This window comes from Streptomyces sp. NPDC048338 (assembly GCF_043201055.1).
Classification (GTDB): Bacteria; Actinomycetota; Actinomycetes; order Streptomycetales; family Streptomycetaceae; genus Streptomyces.
In genome coordinates this window covers 188,484-210,706 of sequence record NZ_JBICYQ010000002.1, presented here as the reverse complement: position 1 = coordinate 210,706, position 22,223 = coordinate 188,484, and the positions used below count along the sequence as shown (strand labels likewise).

The window sequence follows — 22,223 nt, the reverse complement described above, 5'->3', positions numbered from 1 at the left end:
AGTCGACGACCGGTGCGCCGAAAGGCTCCCGACCACCCGTACTTCCCGTCACTCCGCCCCGGCCTCCGGAATCCACCACGGGTAACCCGGCGCGGCCCTGCGTGTTCTCGGCGTCCGTATGGCCGTGGTGCGCGACCATACGGACGCCGAAACACGCTCGATCACCGACGTGACGCGTCGCGGGCACGGGTCGGCATTCACGACCTCGGGTACACGAGTAAAGGAAGAAGGTTGGAAGTGTCCGGCAGCGACAGCGAGAACCCGGTAATCCCCGCCCCGACCCCCGCCGCGGATCGCCCCCGGACGAACCGGGACTGGTGGCCGCAGCAGATCGACCTACAGGTTCTCCATCAGCACTCGCCCCAGTCCACGCCCATGGACGAGGGCTTCGACTACGCGGCGGAGTTCGCGGCGCTCGACGTCGACGCGCTGAAGCGCGACGTCATCGATGTGATGACGACCTCACAGGAGTGGTGGCCCGCCGACTACGGTCACTACGGACCGCTCTTCATCCGCATGAGCTGGCATGCCGCGGGGACGTACCGGATCGCGGACGGCCGCGGTGGCGGCGGCTCCGGCGCCCAGCGATTCGCGCCCCTCAACAGCTGGCCGGACAACGCGAGCCTCGACAAGGCGCGCCGTCTTCTCTGGCCCGTGAAGCGGAAATACGGTCGGAAGATCTCCTGGGCCGATCTTCTGGTCTTCGCCGGCAACTGCGCGATGGAATCCATGGGATTCAAGACGTTCGGATTCGGATTCGGACGGCCGGACATCTGGGAACCCGAGGAGATCTTCTGGGGCCCCGAGGACACCTGGCTCGGAGACGAGCGGTACAGCGGCGACCGTGAACTCACCGGTCCTTTCGGCGCCGTTCAGATGGGCCTCATCTACGTCAATCCCGAAGGCCCCAACGGAAATCCCGATCCTCTCGCGGCCGCCCGGGACATTCGCGAGACGTTCGCCCGCATGGCGATGAACGACGAGGAGACGGTCGCGCTCATCATCGGCGGTCACACCTTCGGCAAGTGCCACGGCGCGGTCGACCCCTCGTACATCGGTCCGGAGCCGGAGGCGTGCCCCATCGAGCAGCAGGGGCTCGGCTGGCGGAACACGCACGGCACCGGGGCGGGCGTCGACGCGCTGACCAGCGGGCTCGAGGGTGCCTGGACCACCGATCCGACCAGGTGGGACAACGGCTACCTGGACAACCTGTTCCGGTACGACTGGGAGCTGACGACCAGTCCGGCCGGAGCCCGGCAGTGGAAGCCGAAGGACCCCGCCGCGCAGGGCACCGTCCCCGACGCGCACGACCCGTCGAAGCGGCACGCACCGATGATGCTGACGACGGACCTCTCGCTGAAGCTGGATCCGGTCTACGGTCCGATCGCGAAGCGCTTCCACGAGAATCCCGACCAGCTCGCCGACGCCTTCGCCAGGGCCTGGTACAAGCTGCTCCACCGCGACATGGGACCGCTCTCCCGCTATCTGGGCCCGTGGATCCCCGAGCCGCAGCTGTGGCAGGACCCCGTCCCCGCCGTCGATCACGAGCTGGTCGGGGACGCCGACGTCGCCGCTCTCAAGGAGCGGATCCTGTCCTCGGGACTCTCCGTCCCCCAGCTGGTCACCGCCGCCTGGGCGTCGGCGGCGAGCTTCCGCGGCACCGACAAGCGCGGCGGGGCCAACGGAGGCCGGATCCGCCTGGCGCCGCAGAAGGACTGGGAGATCAACGACCGGTCCGGCGTGGCCGAGACGCTGCGGACGCTCGAACAGGTCCAGCAGGACTTCAACGGCTCGCAGTCCGGTGGGACCAGGATCTCCCTCGCGGACCTGATCGTCCTGGGTGGGTGCGCGGCCGTCGAGCAGGCCGCGAGGAACGCCGGGCATCCGGTCACGGTGCCGTTCGCGCCGGGGCGCACCGACGCCTCACAGGAGCAGACGGACGTGGACGCGTTCGCCGTGCTCGAGCCCCGGGCGGACGGATTCCGCAACTACCTGAGGCCCGGCGAGAAGCTCTCGCCGGAGACGCTCCTGCTCGACCGGGCCGCTCTGCTGACCCTGACCGCTCCGGAGATGACGGTCCTCACCGGAGGCATGCGTGCCCTGAACGCCAACTTCGGAGGATCGGCGCACGGCGTCTTCACCGACCGGCCGGAGGCGCTGACCACCGACTTCTTCGTGAACCTGCTCGACATGGACACGGAGTGGAAGGCGTCGCCGTCCAGCGAGAACGTCTACGAGGGCCGCGACCGCTCCACGGGTGGCCTCAAGTGGACCGCGACCGCCGCCGACCTCGTCTTCGGCTCGCACTCCCAGCTGCGGGCGCTCAGTGAGGTCTACGCGGCCGAGGACGCGGGCGAGAAGTTCGTGCGCGACTTCGTCGGGGCGTGGGACAAGGTGATGAACCTCGATCGGTTCGACCTCGGCTGAGCCGGCACCGCCGTACGTCCCGGTCCGCCGCCGGCCGGCGGGCCGGGACCTGGCCGGTGGGCCGGGCGGCAGAGCGCCGGAAGGCGGACCGGCCCGGGTCCCCCGATCATGAGGCCATGACGGACATGGACGCTGCCCAGTTGTTGGATCGGATCCGGCGGGCCCGTGACTGGGCGCGGCGGCGGGAGCAGGAGTCGATCACCACCTACGCGCCCTCGGACGACTCGTCGGAGTCCTTCGCGGCGACGCTCGACGGGGTGATCCACCGTGTCGTCGCCGACGTCCTCGACGAGATCCTGGAGCCCTCGTCCGAGGAACGGCCGACCGGCCGGAGCTGACGCCGTTCGGGCCTCTGCGGCCCGGCGCCGGCTCAGGGCGCCGTCGGGCGCGCCGCCTCCGGGCCGCCGGGACCGGGGCCGGTCGCCTCGCGCGACACCGTCCTGCCCTCGCCCGGGCTCCGGGGCGACTGCCGCACGGCGTCCCGCGCGGCGAACGCGGCCTGCAGAACCAGCAGATCAGCACCCCGGACCGCGTCGAGGCCGGTGAGCTCCATCGCCTTGCGCAGGCGGTAGTCGACCGTGTTCGGATGCACCTGGAGCCGGGCGGCGGTGCGACGTCGGTCGAGCCCGCACGCGACGAAGGTCCGCAGCGTGTCCGACAGCTCCGGGCGCGCGTCGAGCGGGTCGAGGAGTGCGGAGAGCCCGGCCCGGGCCGGGCTCGGACGGCTCAGCTGGTACTCGAGCAGGACGTCGTCGAGCAGGTGGAGGCCGGGGCCGCGGCCGGAGGCCTCCGCGATCTCGCGGACCTCGCCGGCCAGCCGGACGGCCTGGGAGACGTCCTCCGGTGCCGCGGCGGCCGCGCCCGCGATCAGCTCGGCTCCGCACATCCGGCCGAGCTCCTCGATCAGCCGGGAGAGCCGTTCCCGGTCCACGGCGCCCCATTCGGCGGCCGGCCTCTCGTACGGGACGAGTACCAGCCCGCCGTCCCCGGACAGCGCGGAGAGCGGTACGCCGGTGGTCTGGCGCTGCAGTTCGTTGCGCAGGCGCCGGAGCTTGCGACGCACGGCGACGCCGGTGTTCACATCGGGCAGCAGTTCGTCCGGGTGCGGTCCCAGACCGATGCTCAGGACCAGGTAGCAGGGGGGCAGGTGGATGCCGGCACGGGCGGCTTCGGCGTACGGGCTGCCGCCCTCCAGCAGCCTGGACAGCAGCGACTGGAGGGCCACCTGCCGGTCGCCGAGAGCCGCCTGCCGTTCCTGGACGTATCCGGCGGCGACCGCGCAGCTCACCAGGCGCAGATAGGCGAGCAGCCGTTGCTGGGCCAGCAGGACGTCGCGCAGGTCGCCGGGCTCGGCCGCCGCCAGCACCTGGGCGGCGCACTCCTCAGCACCGAGGTGGTAGGCGCCGACGACGGACTCCAGGGGCACCCCTTCGTCCGCGCGCCGGGCCGCCGACTCGCGGATCGCGGCCTGCTCGGACTCCCCGGGCAGCTCGCCGGTGCGCAGGACCTCGGCGCAGCTCCGGATGCCGTTCGCCACCTGCCGGACGATCTCGCCCCGCAGCTGTTCCGAAGGCAGCGTCCCGTAGACGGGCAGCTGCTCGACGAGCCGGGCGACGACGGCGGACTCCAGGCCCGGCCGGGCGGCCAGGAGTCGCCGGTGCACCGGGATGCCGCCGAACTGCGGTGCCGGGTCGCGCTCCAGGTCGTTGTGCGTGGTCACAATCCACCTCACGAATCTCTGTCACGTGGGCCGGGGGCGCGGTCCCGCACCGCCGCCCATCATGGTTTCCGGCTCGCTACCAGTTGGTAACACGGCAGATCCGTGGACCACCAGACACGGGTGGCGCACGCCGTACCCGTCCCCCGCCGCACCCGCGCACCGTGACCCGGACAGGAGAACCGCCATGCCCCGGCCATGACGCGGGCGATCACCTCCCGGCCGGACGCGCGCGATCCCCCCGGCCGGACGCCCGCGTGCGTGGCCGTGCCTGCGACGCCCGGTCCGGGATCCCCCCGTCCTCGCCGCGAGGCGTTCCCCACCGCCTCCGGCCGGCCGTACCGGTGCGGCGCGCACAAGACCCCGTCACCCCCACTCCATGAATCGAGGGGCCATGCACAAGGCTGCCGTTCGACTGATCTCCCTCGCCGCGGCCGGAGCCGCGGCGGCCATGACCGCCGCCCCCGCGGCCTTCGCCGCGCCGGTGACCGCCGCCGAAGCCGCGCCCGCCACGGCGTCCTCGGCCGCGGCCGACCCGTTCTACTCCTACACGGGCAGCACGCCCCTGTCCTCGTTCGCGCCGGGCACCGTCCTCGCGTCGCGGGCGCTGCAGTACCACCTGCTCGGCATTCCCACACCGGTGCGGGCGGTCCAGCTGCTGTACCGCACCACGGACGCGCAGGGCCGGCCGGCCGCCAACGTGACCACCGTGGTGCGCAGCCCTTCCGGCGACGGCACCAAGGCGGTGTCCTACCAGTCGTTCTACGACTCGCTCGACCCGGAGGACGGGCCGTCCCGGGCGATCGCCGGCGACGTCACCCTGGGGGGCCTCATCCCGAACGTCGAGGCCCTGGTCCTGGTGCCGCTGCTGACCCAGGGCTACGACCTCGTCATCCCCGACACCGAGGGGCAGCGCGCCGACTTCGCCGCCGGGCCCGAGTACGGGACGAACACGCTGGACTCGATCCGCGCCGCGACCAGGTCCGCGGAGACCGGGCTCGGCTCCGCCACCGCGTTCGGTCTCGTCGGCTACTCCGGTGGCGCCATCGCCACGAACTGGGCGGCCGCGCTCGCGCCGGGCTACGCCCCGGACGTCAACCGCCGCCTGGTGGGCTTCGCCCAGGGCGGTCTGCTCGTGGACCCGGCGCACAACCTGAAGTACGTGGACGGCGCGCTGTCGTGGTCGGGTGTCATCCCCATGGCGGTCATCGGGGTGTCCCGCTCCTACGACATCGACCTCAGGCAGTACCTCAGCGGCTACGGCCTGGAGGTCTACGAGAAGCTGGAGCACGGTTCGATCGTCGACGCCCTGGGCCGCTACCCGGGGCTCACCTGGAAGAAGATGGCGAAGCCGGAGTACGCCGACCCGAATTCGATTCCCGCGTTCGTGGAGGCGATGAACAGGATCAACCTCGGTTCGGCCCCCACACCGACCGTTCCGGGCTACATCGCCCAGGGCGACGCGGGCGTCCTGGAGGGGACCTTCGCCGATCCCCCGGGCATCGGGACGGGCGACGGGGTCATGGTCGCCGGGGACGTACGGGCACTCGCCCGGCAGTACTGCGCCACCGGCAACCCGGCCATCACGTACCACCAGTTCGAGCTGCTCAGTCACACGGGCGTGCCGGTCGTCTGGGCTCCCCTCGCGCTCGGCTGGCTGAACGACCGGTTCGCGGGCAGGACGGCCCGGTCCGACTGCGGCCGCATCCCCGCGGGCAACTCCCTGGCCCCGGAGAAGCCGACGTCGTCCTCGTGACGCGCCGGTGAGGACCCGCCGCGCCTGCTCGGAGGCGCGGCGGGCCCGGGGACTCCCGGGTCGGGCCGACGCGCGCCCCGAGGCGCGCGTCGGTGGCCGGGCGCCGCGGACGCGTGCGCCCTCCTCTCGTGCCGACCGATGAGTCCGCGCGGCGCCCGGAGTCCTCACCGGTGGAACACCAGTCCCGACGAAGGAGAAGCCGTGACACAGGACGTCTGGCCGATGGTGCACGCCGAGCGGGCGGCACTGATCGAGGACCTGGACCGGCTCGACGACGTCCGGTGGCGGGAACCCTCGCTCTGCGAGGGGTGGACCGTGCACGACGTCGTGGCCCATCTGGTCGACACGGCCCTCACGACACGCATCGGGTTCGTGGTCGGACTCGCCCGGGCGCGATTCGACTTCGACCGGCAGAACGCCGTCGGCGTGGCGCGCGCACGGGGCGCCGACCCGCGGGAGACGCTGCGCCGTCTCCGTCAGGTGGCGACACGGACGTCGACCCCGCCGGCCCCTCTCGACAGCCGCCTCGTCGAGGAGGTCGTCCACGGCGAGGACATCCGCCGGCCCCTGGGCCTGACCCGCCCCTACCCGACGCAGGTCGTCGTCAGGGCCCTCCTTCTCCAGACCCGCACGCCCGCGTCGTTCGGTGGCGCCAGGGAGCTGCTGAACCGTGTCCGCCTGAGGGCGACGGACACGGACCTGGCGATCGGAACCGGACCGGAGGCGACCGGCCCCGCCCTCTCCCTGCTGCTCGCCGTGTCGGGGCGCCGGGTGGCGCTGGACGACCTCTCCGGGCCGGGTGCCGCCACGCTGGCGGCGGGTTCCTGACGGATCGTCGACGACTCCCGCTCCCCTTCCCCGCTCGAACAACCCTGTCGAACGGCGCTGTCAGTGGCGCGCGATAGCTTCGGGATTGTTCGAGATCACGGGGTGAGAGGGGTGAATTCGTGGGTGTCAGGCATGCGTTGAGCGTGGTCCTGGTCGACGTCAACGACGAGGTGGTGACGGCCTGGCGGTCCGCGTTCGCGGACACGCCGGAGGTCGAGATCAGGCGGGGTTCCCTTCTCGATGTGGACGCCGACGCCTGGGTCTCCCCCACCAACGAGCGGGGCCGGATGGACGGCGGGGTCGACGCCGTCGTCAAGCGGTACCTCGGTGCGGGCATCCAGGTGCGGGTGCAGCGGGCGATCCGCGACCGGTTCGGCGGACGGCTGCCGGTGGGCAGCGCGGTGTGCGTCCCGTCCGGTGCGGACGTACCCCGGTACCTGATCTCGACGCCGACCATGCGCCATTCGTCGCAGAACGTCAGCGCGACGATGAACGTGGCGCTGGCCTGCGCGGCCGCCTTCCAGGCGGTGCATCTGCAGAACCGGGCGAAGCCGGGCAGCATCCGGTCGGTGGCCCTCGTCGGGATGGGCGCGCAGACCGGGCAGGTGCCCGCGAAGGTGTGCGCCAACCTGATGTGGACGGGTTACACCCTCTTCCACGACCACGGGTTCGCGGACTACGACGAGCTGCGGGCCGCCGTACTGGGGCAGCTCGACGACATCGAGGGAGCGGGGTCCGCGCGGCGGGTCCGGATCAACGTGCCGCGGCGGCCTTCCTTTCGTCACTGACCCGAAGACCTCGCAGACCGGTGCCGCCCAGGGCGCGGACACCGGCGACGACCCTGTCGCAACCGTCCAGCACGCCGGGGCGCCCCTGGAGGCGTCCGGTTCGAGTACCGGGAGTTCCACCCTCGTGAGTGATGTCGACGTGACGGCCGCGGACGCTGCCGGGTCCCCGGCCGGGGACCCGCTGGGACTGGCCGACCTGTTCACCGGCGGCGGCGAGCCGTGGCTGCCCCTGCTCGGACCGGTGATCGAGGCGCAGCCGGGAGCCGCCGACTTCATCGGCCCGAAGCGCAGCCCGGAGGTCGTTCCGGTGCGCGAGCTGACGTTCCAGGCGTTGAAGCCGCATCCGCCGGAGAAGTGGAAGGTGGTCGTCTTCGGACAGAACCCCTATCCGCGGGCGGAGAGCGCGACCGGCATCGCGATGTTCGACAACACCTTCAACGACTGGAAGGACAGTCAGTTCGGCCGGGTCGTCAGCATCCGCTGCCTCATCAAGGCGGCCGCGATGTGGAAGTACGGCATCGTCAAGAAGACCCCGATCGCCGACGTCCGTGCCCTCCTGAAGAAGGAGGACACGGTGCAGCCGCCCGAGTGGTTCCAGGCGATGCTCACCCAGGGCGTGCTGCTGCTGAACGCGTCCCTCACGGCGAGCGCGGACGGGGCGATGGCGACCGATCGGCACACGTCGTTCTGGCGCCCCGTGGCCGAGCAGATCGTCGAGGAGATCCTCCGGGCGAAGCAGGACGCGGCGGATGAGGACGACCGGGGGGTGGTGTTCGCCTGGTGGGGCGCGCACGCCCGGAGCCTGAAGAGGGTCGTCCAGCGGCTGGAGAAGAAGTACCCGGGGGTGCAGGTCCGCCACCTGGACCACGCCAATCCGGCGGCGCAGGGGGACCTGTTCTGCGAGGGCGACCACTTCGCCCAGGTGAACGACGCCCTGGCGGCGGTGGGGGCCGAGCCGGTCGACTGGCTGCCGCGGAAGGGCTGGGACCAGGGGACGGGCGGAGGCGGCGGGCCGGCGGACGGTGGTGTCGCGCAGCGGATGGGGGCGTTCATCGCGTCCACGATGGAGTTGCACCAGCTGTATCTGGAGCGGCTCACCAGCGTCAAGGACGAGGGCCTCGTCCTGCCGCCCGTCACCGGGGTGTTCGACACGCCGCTGATGGACTTCCGGAAGGCCGTCGAGCCGGTGTCGCGGGTACTCGCGCACCTGGACCGGCACATCGATCGGTCGAGCCGTTTCGGCGAGACGAAGGCCGCGGAGGCGGCAGCCGCTGGCGCCCCGTCCGGGGCGGTGGTGGGCGCCTTGTCGGCCGACGCGATCTCGGCCCTCTACCTGTACACGTGCGAGTCGGGCTTCTACCGCGAGATCAACGCCGTGCTGCGCTCGTCGGACCGCGAGCGTGTGGTGCCGTACCTGCCGTACCTGCGGTTGCTGTTCTCGGCGATGGAGGCGCTGCCGGCGCAGACGCGGCCGCTGTGGCGTGGTGTGGCGCTGGATCTGCGGTCCCAGTACCCGCTGGGGCGGACGGTGACGTGGTGGGGCGTCTCGTCGTGCACGTCCGAGCTGGGTGTGGCCCGCGCGTTCCTCGGCGGGCGTGGCCGGCGGACGCTGTTCGAGGTGACGCCCGCGCGGGCGGTGGGCATCCGGCGGTTCTCCGCGTTCACGGGTGAGGAGGAGTACATCCTCGCGCCGGGTACGCAGCTGAAGGTGACGGAGGTGAAGGCCGAGCGCGGAGGTCTGTGCACCGTGCGGCTGACCGAGCTGGAGGGGGCCGGCCTGGTGTCGTGACGTCCCGACGGGTGTACGAGGACACCGCCCGGTGACCCGTGCGGCGGTACCCGCGCCACCGGGCGGGTGTGCGGCGGGACGGGAGTGCGAGTTCACCGCAACGGTCGACTCGCGCGGCTCGCCGGGAGCGGGCTACGGGTGTGCGGTCGGGTCGCTCCGGCGGGACCCGGGCCCTCGGTTCCCGGCCCGGCCGGCCCGTGCCGTGGCCCGGTCGGGCTCCCACCCCCCGGCCCCCGGTCCAGGGGGCGGGGCTCTCCCCTGTGCGCCGGACCGGTGGTGCGTGCCGCCGCCCGCCCGTGTGCCGTTCCTCCCGCGCTCGGCTAGACCTGGATCAACCCGGGTCTCGCCGGTCGGACGTGACTGCCGGCCGGCCTGGCCCGGACACCACCGACCCACCGACACCCCGGGAGGAAGCCGATGGTCACCCGTCGCAGCGTGCTGGGTGGGGCCCTCGCCACAGCCGGACTTCCGCTCCTCGCCCCGCTCGCCGCACCGGCGGGCGGCGCGCACGCGGCGGGCGCGCGGCCGTCGCCCGGCACCGGCGAGGCCCGTCACGCGGCGCCTTTCACCACGGCCATGCCGGTACCGGCCGTACTGAGCCCGACCTCGACCGCGGGCGGGCAGGACCTCTACGAGCTGACCATCCGCAGGGCGACCGCCGAGATCTTTCCCGGAACCGCCACCGACGTCCTCACCTACGACGGCCACTTCCCCGGTCCCGTCATCCACGCCCGCTCCGGGCGCCCGGTCGCCGTCGTGCACCACAACCGCCTCGACATGCCGGTCACCGTGCACCTGCACGGCGCGAGCGTCCCGCCCGAGAGCGACGGCAACCCCATGGACACCTTCGGCCCCGGCACCTCCCGGACGTACGTGTACCCCAACGGTCAGCCCCACGCCTCGCTCTGGTTCCACGACCACACGCACCACATGGAGTCCGAGCACGTCTACCGCGGACTCTCCGGCAGCTACCTGCTCACCGACGACATCGAGCAGAGCCTCCCCCTGCCCACGGGCGAGTACGACGTCCCCGTCACCATCCGCGACGCCCGCTTCGACGAACACGGCCAGCTCGTGTACGCCATGAGCGACCGGAACCGCACCGCCATCCTCGCCAACGGCCGCGTCACCCCCTACTTCGAGGTGGCGGCCCGCAGGTACCGGTTCCGGCTTCTCAACGGCTCCAACCTGCGCTTCTTCTCCCTCGGGCTCGCCGACGGCACCCCACTGACCCAGATAGCCTCGGACGGCGGCCTCCTGGAGCGCCCCGTCACCGTGCCGGTCCTCACCCTGACGCCCGGCGAGCGGGCGGACGTGGTCGTCGACTTCTCCCGGTACCCCGTCGGCACCCGCCTGGTGCTCACCAACTCCGGACCGGGGCCCGCCGACCGGGTCGGCCAGGTCCTCCGGTTCGACGTCGTCCGCACGGCCGAGGACCCCAGCGACGTCCCCGCGGTGCTGCGTGCCCTGCCGGCCGCCGCGGACCTGCCCCCCGCCACCGTCACCCGTGACATCGTCCTCGGCATGGACGAGGACGGTCGCCCCGATCCCCGCGCCTTCCTCAACGGGCAGACGTACGACCCTGCGCGCATCGACACCACCGTGGCCTTCGGGACCTCCGAGATCTGGAACGTCACCAACTCCAACACCCGCACCCCGCACAACTTCCACATGCACCTGGTGCAGTTCCGGGTCCTCGAACGCGGCGGACGGCCCGCGGCGCCGGGTGAGGCGGGTCTGAAGGACACGGTGCGGGTCGCGCCCGGCGAGACGGTGCGGCTCCACGCCACGTTCGACGGCTACCGCGGCGACTACCTGTACCACTGCCACATGCTCGACCACTCGGCCATGGGCATGATGGCGACGCTCCGGGTCCGCTGACCCGGCCGGCACGGGCCCGATGGGTGATCTTCGCGCGGGTCGACGGGTACGGGGGAGGCGGACGGCACCGTCGCGCTCGATACTCCGGCCATGAGACCCGTCCGTCTGTCATCGTTTCCCCGCCTCGCCTCGATCGGCGCCGTCATCGCTCTCGTCCTGCCGGTGGCGACAGCCGGAACCGCGGCGAGCGAGGGGGACCACCGTCGGCACTGCGCCGGCTCCCGGATCCCCGAGACCGGCCCCGCCCGTGAGGTGCTGCGCATCGCCCAGCGGGCCAAGGCGGAGATGGACCTCGAGTCCGTCATCGTGCGGGTCACCGTCGGCGGCCGCGAGGTGGTCACCACCGCGCTCGGCGAGTCGATGACGGGCGTCCCCGCCGACCCCGCCATGCACTTCCGGAACGGCAACATCGCGATCAGCTACATGGGGACCGCGCTCCTGCGGCTGGTCGACGAGGGCCGGATCGACCTCGACGACCCCGTGGCGCGCTGGCTGCCCGACCTTCCCCAGGGCGAGCAGATCACCCTCCGGATGCTCGGCGCCTCCACCACCGGACTCGTCGACTACGTCCCCGATCCCGAGTTCGGGAAGGCGGTCGTGGCGAACCCGTTCCGCCAGTGGACGCCGAAGGAACTGGTGGACATCTCGACCAGTAAGCCCCGTTGGTACGACCCGGGCACCAACTGGAGCTACTCGCACGCCAACTTCGTCCTCCTCGGCGCGGCCCTGGAGAAGATCACCGGAACCCGTCTGGACGTGCTGCTCCAGCGCAAGGTCCTCGGTCCGCTGGGGCTGCGCGAGACCCGGAACAGCTTCACGCCCGACATCCCGGCTCCCGTGCTGCACGCCTTCGCCTCCGACCGTGGGACGTACGAGGAGTCCACCTTCTGGAACCCCTCGTGGACCACGGCTCCGGGCGCGGTGCAGACGACCGACATCTGCGACCTCGCTCGTTCGGCCGCCGCCATCGGCTCCGGAGAGCTGCTCTCCCCGTCCGCCTACCGGGAGCTGTTGAACCCGGGAACGGTGGGCCTGGGCCGGCCGACGCGCACGTGCCCGTCGACCGTGTGCCTCCCGAACACCGAGGCGACCCACTACGGCATGGGCCTGCTCGTCCTCGGCGACTGGATCGCGCAGCACCCGCTCTTCTTCGGCTACGCGGCCGCCCAGGCGTACCTTCCGTCCGAGCGCCTGGCCATCGCGGTCTCGACCACGAACGGGCCGAAGGCGCCCGGCGGCCACGTCGCCCAGACGATCACCCAGCGGATCGCCGCGGCGCTCTCACCGGAGCACCCCATTCCCGACTTCGGCTGAACCGCCCTCGGCCCGGTCCTCCGCCGCGTAGACCGGGCCGCGGCGAGGCCAGGGCGGGAGGGAGCGGCCCGCCGGTGAGCGCGTGAGCCGCGGCGAACCCCTCCCGGGACGCGCGGGCGCACGTGAACGACGGTCCGTACCGTGACCTGCACCGACGCACGACGGCGGGACCGCCCCTGCAGGGACGGTCCCGCCGTACGCCGTGCTGCTGTCAGCCGATCTGGGCGCCGAACACCGAGAGCGCCTCGGTGACGGGCTGGAAGAACGTCTCGCCACCCGAGGAGCAGTCGCCGCTGCCGCCGGAGGTGAGGCCGATCGCCGCGTCTCCCGCGAAGAGCGAGCCGCCGCTGTCGCCCGGCTCGGCGCAGACCGTGGTCTGGATGAGACCTTCGACGACGTCGCCGTTGCCGTAGTTCACGGTCGCGTCGAGTGCGGTGACCTCGCCGTCGTGGACCTGGGTGGTCGAGCCGCTGCGCTTGACCTGCATGCCGACCGTGGCGTCGCCCGCCTTGGTGATGGGCTGGGCGGTGCCGTCGTAGAGGTTCACCTCGCTCGGGTGCGGGGTGTCCCCGTCGTACTTCACCAGCGCGAAGTCGTTGCCCGGGAACTGGGAGTCGACCATCGAGCCGATGGCCGCGCCGCCCGCCGAGTCGGACCACTCGCTGCCGGCCTGACCGCAGTGGCCGGCGGTGATGAAGTGCGGTGCGCCGTCCTTCACCACGTTGAAGCCGAGCGAGCAGCGGCCGCCGCCGGAGTGGATCGCGTCGCCGCCCGCGGCGAAGGGCTTGAACTGCCCCGCGCTGCGCTTGAGCTCCGCCTTGGCGCCGAGGCCCTCGACGACCTTCTGCAGCTCGGCGAGTTTCGCGCCGGCGACCGTGCGGTCGGCCGTGACGATCACCTTGTTGCTGACCGGGTCCGTGGCCCAGGAGGTGCCCGGGATGGAGGCCTTGTCGGTCAGGGTCTTCCGCGCGCCGGTCAGCTCGGCGAGGCTGTGCTCGACGACGCGGGCCTTGCCGCCCGCCTCGCGCACGGCCTGCGCGGCATCCTCCGACACCACGTTCACCACCAGCGCCTTGGCGTCGGCGTCGTAGTAGGAGCCCGCCTCGGCCGTGCCGAGATCGGCCTTCAGGGAGCGGGCGAGCGTCCCGGCGGCCGGCGCGCTCAGCGCCTTCACGGAGAACTGCTCGGTGCTGTCGCTTGCGTTCGCACTCTGGAACGTGACTCCGGCGATGACCAGCGCGGCGACCGCTCCGCCCGCGACGCCGATCCTTCGCCTGGATATGCGACGGTGCTTCAAAGTGACCTCCTGTGGGGGGCCGTGCCAGGACGATGTGGGGCGTCCGGGTACGGAGGATGACCCGCCGAACTATTCCCAGGCGTCGCAGTCGCACACAAGGCTGTCCTTCGGACGCGCACACGACAACACGGCCGCGTTCACGGCGTCTTCACGAGAAGGGCACGCTTCCGGGGGGGACGGGAGGCGGGCGGGGCGGAGACCCCCGCGTCGTGGTGCTGCTCTACCCGCCCGCCCCGTACTGGTCGACGACCGTCTGCCACTCCGGGTCCTCCAACGGCTCGTAGTCGCCGCGCAGAAGGTCCACGAACCGCGCGAACTGCTCGTTGAAGTGGGTCTGGACCTGCGCGCCGAGCACGACCCCGGTGTTCGTCGACAGGTCGACGGGCCGCACCGTCTCCCGGGTCAGCCCCCTGATCTCCCAGAGAGGTGTCCCCTCGACTCCTTCGCGGCGCAGGGCGCCCAGCCGGTGGCGGAGGTCGAGGGCCAGCCCGCTCGCGTAGCTTCCGAACTCGCCGAACTCGCGGATCGTGCGCTCCAGATCCTCCAGTCGATGCGGCCCCAGCCCGATCGTGCGGCGGAATATCCAACGCAGCCGCTCGCACCTGGCCTCCGCGACATAGCGGGCGAACACCCGGCCCTCGATCGCCAGGTCGCGGCTGATCCTGCACGTGAAGTCCCCGGACGGACAGGTCAGGTGGAACCGGTGGTACGGGTTTCCGTCGTGGTCCCGCTCCTGGACCCACAGCCTCACCTCGGTGCACAGGCTGCGGACCGGGGGACGGCGGCGCCCGAAAGACCTTGACACGACCGTCACTTCACGACCGTCGAAGGAGAAGTGGTGCCGGCGTGTGGACAGCTGGGCGCGCGGAGGCATTCCTCAGGGTAGGGGCGACGGGCCCCCGGCGTCACCGGGCGGCTCCATGTTCCAGGAGGCGGACGGAGCGGACTGACTCCCTCCGGCACCGCCCAGGGCCGCGTCGGGAAAACACCCCCCGTGATCCGCCGCCGGCATCCCGTCCATCCCCCGTCCGGCCGAACGAGGGTTCCGTGACACGGCCTTCCCGAGCAGGTCCGGACGGCCGGGGACCGCTGCCGGGGCAGAACCCTCCCCCGGCGGTGATCAAAGCCGTCGGACCTGGGTACAGATGGGGAGCCGTTCCCCGCACCTCATGCCGGCCCCAGCAGAGGAAGAAGCCCATGGACCCGTCTCCCCACCGCGACTCGGCGGACGTGATCGTTGTCGGCGCGGGACCCGCCGGCTGCAGCGCCGCCCACCACCTGGCGCTGGCGGGGCACGACGTCCTGCTGCTGGAGAAGGCCACCTTCCCCCGGGACAAGATCTGCGGGGACGGCCTCACCCCGCGCGCCGTGAAGGAACTCGTCGACATGGGCGTGGACATCGGCGGGGAGGGCTGGGTCAGGACGAAGGGGCTGCGGGCCTACGGCTCCGGGACCACGGTGGAGATGCCCTGGCCCAGCGTGGCGTCGTTCCCCGACTTCGGGCTGGTGCGCAGCCGCATGGACCTCGACCACCTGCTGGCCCGCAAGGCCGTGGAGTCGGGGGCTCGCCTCCTGGAGGGGACCAAGGTCACCCAGCCGGTCCTCGACCCGGACACCGGCCGCGTCGGCGGCGTGGTCGCCTGGCGGGACGGCGCCCCTCACACGTACCGGGCGCCGCTGGTGGTCGCCGCCGACGGGGCGTCCAGCCGGCTGGCCGTCGCACTCGGCCTCCAGCAGCGCACGGACCGGCCGATGGGGGTGGCGGTACGCCGCTACTACACGACCCCGCGCCCCGACCAGGACCATCTGGAGGCCTGGCTCGACCTGGAGACCCGCGACAGCCGGGGCAGGACCTACATGCCCTTCGGCTACGGGTGGGTCTTCCCCGTCGGCAACGGCACCTTCAACGTCGGTCTGGGCAGTTTCCACATCGGGCGCAAGCCCGACCTGGACCACCGGCAGCTGTTCCGGGAGTGGACGGCGCGTCTCCCCGCCGACTGGCGGTTCGACGACGCCCACGCCACCACCCCGCTGCGCGGAGCGCCGCTGCCCGCCGGTCTCAACCGGCGCCCCCAGTACACCCGCGGTCTGCTCCTCACCGGCGACGCGGGCGGCATGATCAACCCGCTGAGCGGCGAGGGCATCGACTACGCGATGGAGTCCGGCCGGCTGACCGCCGACACCGTCACGCGGGCGCTCGCGCAGCCCACCGCGCCTGCGCGCGAGGAGGCCCTGCTCGCCTACCCCGATGCCGTCCGCGCGGCGTACGGGCGCTACTTCACCGTGGGCCGCCTGGTCGTCCACGCCCTCAACCACCCCCGGGTCATGAGGCTGGTCGCCACGCGGAGCCTCCAGCGGCCCGTCCTGCAACGCTTCATGTTCAAGCTCTGGGCCAATCTGACGGACCCGCACAGCAAGGACGCGCTCGACCGCGTCATCACCGCCATCCAGCGGGCGGTCCCCGCGGCCTGACCCTCCGTCCGGCGCCCTCCGCAGCCCGATCACGCGTTGTCAGTGGCTCTGGTTAGTCTCCTCGCATACCGCAGCTCAGGGGCATCGTTCCCCTGGTTCGAGCTGCGCGGATTCCGACGGGACAGGCGGAGGGGCACGGCTCATGGCGTGGCTGACAGCGGATGAGGGGTACGAGATCACCCTCGAGGACGGGCGTGTGGTCGCACGGCGCTCCGGGGGACGGCAGTTGAAGACGCTGCCGAAGGCGTTGCGCGACCATCCCGAGGTCGACAGGCTGCGGCGGCTCGCCGAGTGGCTGGACCGGCACGCGGCGACGTGCGTGGCCCAGGTGGACGCCTGGATGGTGTCCTCGCTCCCGGTGCCGACCGAGCTGATCGCCCGGGTGTGGCCGGACGAAGCATGGCGGTCGGCGCTGCGGGACATGGCCGTGGTGGGCGACGATCCCGACGAGGTCGGCTTCCTGCGGGACGCCACCGCGGCGGGCGAGCTGAAGGTGGTCGACCTCGACGGCGAGACCGTACGGCTGTCCCCGCGCACCGTGACCCTGCCGCACCCCGTCCTCCTTCCGGACCTGGACGACGTGCGGGACTTCGCGGCCGAACTCGGCATCACCCAGCGGGTGGAGCAGATCCACCGGGCCACCTGGGCCAGGCCGGCGGGCACCGGGCAGCCCGGGACCGCGACGGAGGTGCGGGACTACGCGGGCGGGAAGTTCGCCTCCCGCTTCGGTCTCGCGGCGCGTGCCACGGGGCTCGGCTACCGGGTGTCCGGCGGCTACGCCACGTGCAAGGTCCGCGACGGGGGCCGGAGCACGGAGGCGTCCGTGTGGATCGGCGAGCCGTACTGGGACGGGGAGTCGGAGACCGGCGGGCTCGGCTGGCACGACGAGGACGGCCGCGCGGTGCGGCTGGGCGAGGTCGGGCCGGTGGCCTGGTCCGAGGGGATGCGCATGGCCGCGGCGCTGTACGCCGGCCGCACGATCGAAGAGGGTGGGGACGCGTGACCAGCACGACCGCTTCCGACAACACGGAGCTTCTCAAGGCCGGGGCGGTGCTCCCGGCCGACGCCGAGGGCGCGGGCGCCTCCGCGGTGGCACTGACCGCGCGCACCTACCGGCACCCGGTGCTCGGGGAGGAGCGGGTCGTCGTCCGGCTGGCCGCGGCCGAGCTCGGCCCCGCCGAGGACCTCGCCGCGGGCTTCCTGGGACTGGAGCGCGAGGGCGAGGCGACCGTCGTCGGCCTCGGCCAGCGGCAGGAACTCGGCTTCCCGGAGTGGGTGCTGGTGCACCACCCCGAGGACGGCCACCACGCGCTGGCCGTCGTGCCTGAGCTGGACCGGCTGGCGCGGCAGGCCAAGACCAAGCCCAAGGCCGCCCTGGACGCCTGCCACGAACTGGCCGGGCGGCTCGCCTCGGCCGTCCCGCACTTCCTCCCCGTCTTCTACGAGCAGGCCGCGCGGGTCTTCCTCGCCGCCGAGAACGCCACGTACGCGGGCCAGTTGTTCGGCCGGGCCCGCACCAGCGAGGCCCAGCACGGCCTGCCGGTCGACGAGGACCGGCTCGACGCCGTCTTCCTGGAGTTCGCGCTGGCCGGGGCGCTGCCCGTGAAGGTGCTGACGGGTTACGGCAAGGAGCTCGCCACCCGGCTCGCCCCCGCGGAGGCGTACGAGCGGTTCCGGCGGCTGTGCGTGCGCCGGACCGCCGGCGGTCTCGCCCCGTCCGCCCAGGTCGCCGTGGAGCTGCGGCGGCTGGCCCGGGCCGCGGGTCTGTCCGGCAACGAGGCGGAGCAGGAGTACGTCGCCGAGCTGCTGCCGCTGCCCGCCACGCTGCGGGCGGCCGCGGGATGGTGGAAGGCGCACCGCACCGCGCTGGTCGACCTGGCACGCCGCGTCCCGGCCGTACGGGGCACGTTGCTGTCGATCATGCCGCCGGGGGACGACGGGGAGCAGAGCGTCCAGTGGCTGGGGATTCTCGCGGAGTCCGGCGCGGACGCCGGCCTGACCGACGCGGAGGTGCCGGCCGAGGCGCGGTGCGCCGACGGCGCCGCGGGCTGGCTGGAGCGGTACCACACGGCCCGGCACCGGGGTTGGGGCAGCCGCCCCACGCCGCCGGCCCTGCTGGAGCTGGTGGGCCGGGCGGCCGGACGGCTGCGTGCCGACCTGGCGGCCCGGCCGGACGGTCAGGGCCTGCGGATCGGCGTCGAGGACGCGAACCTGCTGGATCTGCTGCTCTCCCTGGACGTCCCGGTCGCCGACCCGGACGAGGACTCGCGCGGCCGGCGGCACCTGGCTCTGAACCTGTCGGACTGGGCGAACGGGGAGCAGCGACGCGACCTGGCAGCGCTCGCCGCCGACGAACGCTTCCGTCCCGCCTTCCGGCGCGGTGCCGACAGCTACAACAACGGCTCCTCCGGCGCCGATGTGATGCGGAAGCTGGCCGGCACGGCCGGCGGCCGCCCGATGCTCACCGAGTGGATGCGGGGCGTCGCCCGCGCGTCGGTCGCGGCCGGTCTGCCCGCGCTGCCGAACGCGATCGCCCGGCTGACGTGGCTGCCCGCCGAAGCCCTCGCGCTCGCGCCGCAGGAGGTGGCGGCCGCGGCCGGTGCCGACCTCGGCGAGACGCTGGCGCGCACCCTGCGCGGCGGTCTGTTCGAGGAACTCGGCTGGCCCGCGTGGGAGGAGGCGCTCGCGGAGCTCGCTCCGGGGCGCAACAACCTCGACGGTCTGACCGTCGTCGAGGCATGGCCGTACCTGATCGTGGCCAGTACCGCGCAGGTGCGGGTCATCGACGCCGACTCCACCGTGCTCACGCACGATCTGCGCGTGCCCACGGGCCACTCCTACCGGTACGGCTTCCACTACGTGGACGGCGCGCTGCTGGTCTTCTGGGGGACCTACGGCCAGGAGACGCAGGGGTACTGGCACACCGCGCCGGACGCGGTGTTCCCCCTGTCCCACAGCGGGAACTACTGGTCCCTGCGCTCTGAGCACCTGAGCCTGCCGCTGCCGACCGGTGGCCGCGCCACCGGAGGCGGCGTCCTGCACGGCGGCGACACGAAGCTGCCCGCCGAGCGGGCGGTGCTGTCGGACGGCACCTCGTACTGGGTGTGGGAGGCGGGCGAGAACCACGGCGACGGCGGCTGGGCCGAGTACGACCCGGCCGAGGGCGCCTACGGCCGGCGCTCCCAGCCCGGCTTCCTCGCCGACGCGCTGCGCCCCCACGGCACCGGGGCGAAGCTCGCCGCGCGTTCCTCGTGGGTGCGGCCCGCACCCTCGGTGGACGGCTCGGCGCTCGGCACGAGCGCGTCCGGTCTGCTGGGCTGGCGCGTCGTACGGCTGCCCGGCAACGGCTGGCACGCCGAGGACACGACCGGCCGCGTCGTCACCCTGTCCGAGGGCGCGGACATGCCGATCACGGCGCTGACCTTCCCGGGCGACGACCGGCCGCGTGCCGTGACCCACCAGTGGCGGTCGCTGTCGCTGACCGATCCGGACGGCGTGGTCACGGCGACGACGGACGGCGACCGGAACGAGCTGTACGGCACGGCCGGCCCCGCTCTGCCTCCGCTGTCCCACCTGTACACGCTGCGTGCCCGGGATCCGCAGGGGTCGGCCGTACTGCGCGCCGCCGACGCGGAGCTGGCGGGCACCCTGCTGAAGGCGGCGGCCGCGGCGGAGCGGGCGGCCGACGTTCCGGAACTGGTGGGCACCGCGCTGCCGGGGATCTCCTCCCCCGAGCTGATCGCGGGGGTGGTGAAGGTGCTGCGCTTCGCCGTGCGGCAGCAGAAGTCCCTGGATGCCGTGGCGGCCCGCCTCGACCCGGCGGCGCAGACCGCGGAGGTGCGCGCCGAGGGGCCGTCCGACCGGGTGGTCGGCGAGGCGCTGAACGGCCTCGTGGGTTCCGGGTACTACCGATGGGGCGCCGACTCGGATGTGACGCACCGTTTCCTGGAGGCGCTGACGGGGGCGGTCGCCGACACGTCCGCCACGGCGCGACCGGGACGGCTGCACTACGACCTGCCTTCGCTGCCGTACTCCGCGCTGCCCTTCACCTCCCTGCTGGACGAGCCGGGCACGATCGCCTACCGGGCGGTCGCCCCCGGCAGCGGGGACGAGCAACGGGCCGCGCTGCTCGGTCTGCTCGGCAAGGTCGACGCGCTGGGTCTGGGCTCGGCAGCGGGTTCGGCCGGCCACTGGCGCCGGGTCCGGGTCCACCTCGGCACGCCGCACCTGCACGCCGCCGACGGCACGGAGCGCAACTCCTGGCACCGCTGTGTGCTGCCGCTGGGCGGTGGAGCGGTGCTGGGGTTCGCCGAGGACAGCACGAACGTCGACGACGGCCGCGAGTTCGGGGCGCTGCTGTACGACCCGCGGGGTCGGTTCGAGGTCCCCGGTCCCTACACGGTCCGCGGCGAGTCGCCGGTGGGCGACCGCAGGCGCGGCGCCGACTGGCTGGCCGGGTTCCTGCGGGAGGCGACCGCCCGCGGCGCGGCTCCGTTCGTCGCGGAGGCCGCCGAGGAGTTCGGCCGGCTCACCGGCGCTTCCGGGGCGCTGTCCCGGCTCGTCCTCGCGGGCATGCCCGAGGTGGACAGCTGGCAGAGCAACTTCCTGCCCACGGAGCTGCGCAAGACGCTGGGGCTGAAGGTGTCCGAGGCCGGACACGCCCGGGACGAGCTGCGCGCGCTCTCCGTCGAGGTGCGCCAGGCCGTGGTGGCGGCTCTGGTGCCCGACGATCCGGCGCTGCTGTGGAGCGAGGGGCCGGACGTGGCGTCGGCGGCGGCGGTGTGGAACGCGCGCGTGGGGCGCCGCCGGCGGGTGCCCGACTGGCTGGCCGGGGAGGCCGCCCGGGCCGCGCGCAGCGGCTGGGCCGTCCATCAGGCGCTGCCGGCTCTGCTGGACCCGGCGTCGGCCCCGGAGCTGAGTGTCGACGTGGAGTGGCACATCAAGGGCGACCGGCCGGCGCCGGTGGTCGACACCGAGGCCCCGTTCACCACGTCGGTGCTGGCGGGGGCGATGGGTCTGACGGCCTGGCTGGCCCACCGGCTGCCCGCCGGCGATCCCGTGCGCGCGGCGCTGCCCGGTGCGCTCACCGCCGTCCGGCAGCGCCTGGCGGCACCCGGGCTGCTGCTGTCCGGGGGCGGCTTCACGAGCCTCGCGGACTTCCGGAAGGTGGCCGGCACCCCGACCGAGACGGCGCCGGACCACGAGCGGTACGGCGCGGTGCTCATGGCCACGCACGACGGCCAGCCCGAGCCCGCGCTGCGGGCCGCGCTGCTCGACTCCACCGGATCCGATCCGTATCTGGCGGCGCTGCGCGGCCAGGACCAGCAGCCGACCCAGGCCGAGGCGGCGCTGCGCCGGGCCCACGACCCGGCGTTCGCGCGGCTGCTGGCCGATCCGGGCGCGCCCGCGGCCGGTGCGCCGGACGCGGAGGGCCAGTGGTGGCCGCAGGATCCGTCGCGCTCGGTGCCCGCGCTGGTCGCCGAGGTCGCCGAGGCCCGTGGGCTGGGAGCGGACGCGGCCACGCTGTACCTGATGCTGCTGGCCATGCCCGATCCGACGGACCGCAACACCGCGCGGTGGACGGGGTGGAAGCCGGCGCGCGTCAAGGCGGCCCGGGCCGAACTGGCGGACACCGAGCTGGTGGTGTCGGCCGTCCGGGCCCGGGCGGGGCGCTCGCTGTTCCTTCCCGGGGCGTGGGCCGAGCAGACGGCCCCGGTGCTGCCGGTCGAGCAGTGGAAGCTGTCGATGTACGGGCCGGTGTCGGGCAGCCGCCCCGTCCTGGGCCCGCTGGTGCCGACCGAGCCGGCCGCCGAGCTGTTCGCGCGGGCGTGGCAGCGGATCCTCGACGGCGACGTCCCCCGCTTCGAGGAGCTGAAGGTCCGGCGCACCAGGCGCCGCCGCTGACGGTCGCCGCCGTCCGCCGTCCGGTGCGGCGCACCCCTGCCCAAGGCGCG

Annotated in this window: 14 protein-coding genes; 11 read left to right on the top strand and 3 right to left on the bottom strand. The window is 73.2% G+C overall.

The window, feature by feature from the left end; translation table 11 throughout:
* Positions 1-237 precede the first annotated feature (237 nt).
* A complete protein-coding gene (katG, locus tag ACGFZF_RS05440; RefSeq protein WP_393551198.1) occupies positions 238-2,427 on the top strand; it encodes a catalase/peroxidase HPI in 2,190 nt (729 codons plus the stop codon).
* A gap of 116 nt (positions 2,428-2,543) precedes the next feature.
* Positions 2,544-2,765 carry a hypothetical protein gene (locus ACGFZF_RS05435; protein WP_393551197.1) on the top strand — a complete coding sequence of 74 codons (222 nt, stop codon included), beginning with the start codon at positions 2,544-2,546 and terminating at the stop codon, positions 2,763-2,765.
* A gap of 32 nt (positions 2,766-2,797) precedes the next feature.
* On the opposite strand, the gene ACGFZF_RS05430 is transcribed toward ACGFZF_RS05435, so the two are convergent.
* On the bottom strand, positions 2,798-4,147 hold the full coding sequence (locus ACGFZF_RS05430; protein WP_393551196.1) for a PucR family transcriptional regulator: 1,350 nt from the start codon (positions 4,145-4,147) through the stop codon (positions 2,798-2,800).
* 391 nt (positions 4,148-4,538) lie between these two features.
* Here ACGFZF_RS05430 and ACGFZF_RS05425 point away from each other — a divergent pair, with 391 nt between their 5' ends.
* From ACGFZF_RS05425 to ACGFZF_RS05400, 6 genes are all read left to right on the top strand, one after another.
* Positions 4,539-5,900, top strand: a complete 1,362-nt coding sequence (locus tag ACGFZF_RS05425) for a lipase family protein (protein ID WP_393551195.1) — start codon at positions 4,539-4,541, stop codon at positions 5,898-5,900.
* 222 nt (positions 5,901-6,122) lie between these two features.
* Positions 6,123-6,728 carry a maleylpyruvate isomerase family mycothiol-dependent enzyme gene (locus tag ACGFZF_RS05420; protein ID WP_393551788.1) on the top strand — a complete coding sequence of 202 codons (606 nt, stop codon included), beginning with the start codon at positions 6,123-6,125 and terminating at the stop codon, positions 6,726-6,728.
* Between the two features lie 119 nt (positions 6,729-6,847).
* Entirely contained in the window at positions 6,848-7,516 is a 669-nt protein-coding gene (locus ACGFZF_RS05415) for a macro domain-containing protein (protein ID WP_393551194.1), read from the top strand.
* Between the two features lie 124 nt (positions 7,517-7,640).
* Positions 7,641-9,305: an ADP-ribosyltransferase domain-containing protein gene (locus ACGFZF_RS05410; RefSeq protein ID WP_393551193.1), complete on the top strand. Its 1,665-nt coding sequence runs from the start codon at positions 7,641-7,643 to the stop codon at positions 9,303-9,305.
* Positions 9,306-9,722: 417 nt separating this feature from the next.
* On the top strand, positions 9,723-11,186 hold the full coding sequence (locus tag ACGFZF_RS05405; protein ID WP_393551192.1) for a multicopper oxidase family protein: 1,464 nt from the start codon (positions 9,723-9,725) through the stop codon (positions 11,184-11,186).
* A 90-nt stretch (positions 11,187-11,276) separates the two neighbouring features.
* Complete coding sequence (locus ACGFZF_RS05400; protein WP_393551191.1) at positions 11,277-12,500, top strand: serine hydrolase domain-containing protein; 1,224 nt, start codon at positions 11,277-11,279, stop codon at positions 12,498-12,500.
* Between the two features lie 211 nt (positions 12,501-12,711).
* Here the strand turns inward: ACGFZF_RS05400 and ACGFZF_RS05395 are convergent, their stop codons facing one another.
* Together ACGFZF_RS05395 and ACGFZF_RS05390 are read right to left on the bottom strand one after the other, a co-directional pair.
* Complete coding sequence (locus ACGFZF_RS05395; RefSeq protein WP_393551190.1) at positions 12,712-13,797, bottom strand: S1 family peptidase; 1,086 nt, start codon at positions 13,795-13,797, stop codon at positions 12,712-12,714.
* A 220-nt stretch (positions 13,798-14,017) separates the two neighbouring features.
* Positions 14,018-14,602 carry a hypothetical protein gene (locus ACGFZF_RS05390; protein WP_393551189.1) on the bottom strand — a complete coding sequence of 195 codons (585 nt, stop codon included), beginning with the start codon at positions 14,600-14,602 and terminating at the stop codon, positions 14,018-14,020.
* A 392-nt stretch (positions 14,603-14,994) separates the two neighbouring features.
* Here ACGFZF_RS05390 and ACGFZF_RS05385 point away from each other — a divergent pair, with 392 nt between their 5' ends.
* The 3 genes from ACGFZF_RS05385 to ACGFZF_RS05375 all read left to right on the top strand — a co-directional run bounded on the left by ACGFZF_RS05385 (position 14,995) and on the right by ACGFZF_RS05375 (position 22,173).
* Complete coding sequence (locus ACGFZF_RS05385) at positions 14,995-16,269, top strand: geranylgeranyl reductase family protein (protein WP_393551188.1); 1,275 nt, start codon at positions 14,995-14,997, stop codon at positions 16,267-16,269.
* A gap of 142 nt (positions 16,270-16,411) precedes the next feature.
* Positions 16,412-17,272 (top strand): DUF4132 domain-containing protein, encoded by an 861-nt coding sequence (locus ACGFZF_RS05380; RefSeq protein ID WP_393551187.1) that lies wholly within the window; start codon positions 16,412-16,414, stop codon positions 17,270-17,272.
* Positions 17,269-22,173, top strand: a complete 4,905-nt coding sequence (locus tag ACGFZF_RS05375; RefSeq protein WP_393551186.1) for a DNA-binding protein — start codon at positions 17,269-17,271, stop codon at positions 22,171-22,173. Before ACGFZF_RS05380 ends, ACGFZF_RS05375 begins: the two co-directional genes overlap by 4 nt.
* Positions 22,174-22,223: the final 50 nt, after the last annotated feature.

What these genes read in the sequence shown, in the direction of transcription:
- ACGFZF_RS05435 (WP_393551197.1), top strand. Translation starts at nt 2,544, where the DNA reads ATGACGGACATGGACGCTGCCCAGTTGTTGGATCGGATCCGGCGGGCC.
- ACGFZF_RS05425 (WP_393551195.1), top strand. Translation starts at nt 4,539, where the DNA reads ATGCACAAGGCTGCCGTTCGACTGATCTCCCTCGCCGCGGCCGGAGCC.
- ACGFZF_RS05420 (WP_393551788.1), top strand. Translation starts at nt 6,123, where the DNA reads ATGGTGCACGCCGAGCGGGCGGCACTGATCGAGGACCTGGACCGGCTC.
- ACGFZF_RS05405 (WP_393551192.1), top strand. Translation starts at nt 9,723, where the DNA reads ATGGTCACCCGTCGCAGCGTGCTGGGTGGGGCCCTCGCCACAGCCGGA.
- ACGFZF_RS05400 (WP_393551191.1), top strand. Translation starts at nt 11,277, where the DNA reads ATGAGACCCGTCCGTCTGTCATCGTTTCCCCGCCTCGCCTCGATCGGC.
- ACGFZF_RS05385 (WP_393551188.1), top strand. Translation starts at nt 14,995, where the DNA reads ATGGACCCGTCTCCCCACCGCGACTCGGCGGACGTGATCGTTGTCGGC.
- ACGFZF_RS05380 (WP_393551187.1), top strand. Translation starts at nt 16,412, where the DNA reads ATGGCGTGGCTGACAGCGGATGAGGGGTACGAGATCACCCTCGAGGAC.